2 protein-coding genes are annotated in these 2,388 nt (G+C 41.8%); both read left to right on the forward strand.

Annotated features, from left to right (window positions below):
* A partial coding sequence (locus tag AB6E85_RS25720; RefSeq protein ID WP_372144801.1) for a restriction endonuclease subunit S occupies positions 1 to 875 on the forward strand: 875 nt, incomplete at its 5' end.
* 9 nt (positions 876 to 884) lie between these two features.
* Positions 885 to 2,388, forward strand: a 1,504-nt coding sequence (locus AB6E85_RS25725; protein WP_372144803.1) for a DEAD/DEAH box helicase family protein, incomplete at its 3' end; no start/stop codon positions are given.

Raw genomic sequence — 2,388 nt, forward strand, 5'->3', positions numbered from 1 at the left:
CTGCTAAATTCTGGACTGTGATTTCAAAACGACCTGAAATGCATAAGCTGTTTTTTATTAGCTCTTATGGGGTTGATATTGAAAAGTTAGTGTTTGATGTTTCTGACTGGAAAAGTAGAACTATCACAATTCCGGACTTGGCAGAGCAGAATGCAATAACGGCGCATTTCCAAAAGCTCGACAGCTTAATAAAGCAACACCAACAAAAGCATGACAAGCTCAGTCACTTGAAAAAAGCCATGCTGGAAAAAATGTTTCCCAAGCAAGGCGAAACCGTTCCAGAAATCCGTTTTAAGGGGTTAAGTGGGGAGTGGGAGGAGAAAGTGCTGGGTACTGATGTTACTGATATTATTGGTGGAGGTACTCCTAGCACTTCAATATCTGAATTTTGGGACGGTGATATCGATTGGTATTCGCCTACTGAGATTGGTGACAATGTATATGCCAAAGGTAGCCGGAAAAAAATCACGGCTCTAGGTCTTAAAAGTTCATCTGCAAAGATACTTCCGGCTGGTAGGACGGTTCTATTTACTAGTAGGGCTGGTATCGGGGATATGGCTATTCTTGCTAGATCAGGAGCTACTAACCAAGGCTTTCAATCTTTTGTTGTGAAAGAAGGGTTTTCACCTTATTTCATTTATTCTATCGGTAAACAGATTAAAGAGTTTGCACTTAAACATGCATCAGGTTCGACGTTTTTAGAAATTTCAGGTAAGCAACTTGGACGTATGAAAATTCTTATACCTTGCGAAAAAGAGCAAATAGCTATCGGCAACTACTTCCAAAAGCTCGATACATTGATCGATCAATACCAACAACAGATCACCAAACTCAATAACATCAAGCAGGCTTGCTTGAGCAAAATGTTTGTTTAAGGAATGACCATGACCATTTTTAAAACCGAAGCAAAATTTGAGCAGGCTTTTATTGAGGTTCTTATCCAAAAAGGATGGGAGCCTGAAATACTCAAAAACAAAACTGAGGCCGAGTTACTGCAAAACTGGGCAAACATTTTGTTTGAAAACAACCGCCAACAAGATCGCTTAAACGATGTGCCGCTGACTACCACTGAAATGCAGCAGATTATTGAGCAGATCAAAGAGCTGAAAACGCCGCTCAAACTCAACGGTTTAATTAATGGTAAAACGGTCGCGATTAAACGAGATAACCCTGATGACTCGCTGCACTATGGCAAAGAAGTCAGTTTGAAAATTTATGACCGCCAAGAGATCGCAGCGGGTCAAAGCCGTTACCAAATTGTGCAACAACCCAAGTTCGAACGAGGTAGCCCGTTACGTAACGATCGTCGTGGTGATGTACTGTTGCTAATAAACGGTATGCCCGTTATTCATATTGAACTAAAGCGCAGCGGCATTCCGGTCAGTCAAGCGGTCAACCAAATTGAAAAGTACTCTAAAGAAGGCATTTTTAGCGGACTCTTTTCGCTTATCCAAGTATTTGTTGCCATGGAGCCTGATGAGGCTAAATACTTTGCTAACCCCGGACTAGATGGCAAGTTTAACCCTGACTATCAATTCAGTTGGGCCGATTATAATAACGAGCCTGTGAACCACTGGAAGGATATTGCCTCTACGTTGCTATCGATACCGATGGCACATCAGTTGATAGGTTTTTATACCGTCGCTGATGATACCGATGGGGTCCTTAAAGTCATGCGTAGCTATCAGTATTACGCTGCTAATGCGATATCGGATCGAGTCGCTAAAACCAACTGGAAGCAGTTAGGTGGTATAAACAATAAAGACAGACTTGGTGGTTATGTATGGCATACCACAGGCTCTGGTAAAACCATGACTAGCTTTAAGTCAGCACAGTTGATTGCTCAATCAAAAGACGCCGATAAAGTAATTTTCTTAATGGACCGTATCGAGCTTGGTACTCAGTCTCTACTTGAATATCAAGGATTTGCTAGTGATGGAGAAGTGGTACAAGCCACCGAGAATACTCATGTACTGGTGACCAAACTAAAGAGCACCGCTCCTGCTGATACCTTAATTGTTAGTTCGATTCAAAAAATGAGCAATATTTTTGAAGAAGCGGATGATAAGGGCGTAGCAACAAACTCGGCCGATATTGAAAAGATTCGTGATAAGCGCTTGGTGTTTATTATCGATGAGGCGCACCGCTCAACGATGAGTGGAGGTACAGAAGATAAAGAAGGCATGTTGGTAAGGGTGAAAAAAACATTCCCGAAAGCCCTCTTTTTTGGTTTTACTGGCACGCCTATCCATGAAGAAAACCAAGTTAATAGTAATACGACCACTGATGTATTTGGTAATGAGTTGCACCGCTATAGCATTGCTGATGGTATTCGTGATGGAAACGTATTGGGCTTTGACCCTTACAAAATGCCGACCTTTAAGGATG

This window comes from Vibrio sp. 10N.247.311.51 (assembly GCF_041467855.1).
GTDB classification, from domain to species: Bacteria; Pseudomonadota; Gammaproteobacteria; order Enterobacterales; family Vibrionaceae; genus Vibrio; species Vibrio coralliirubri.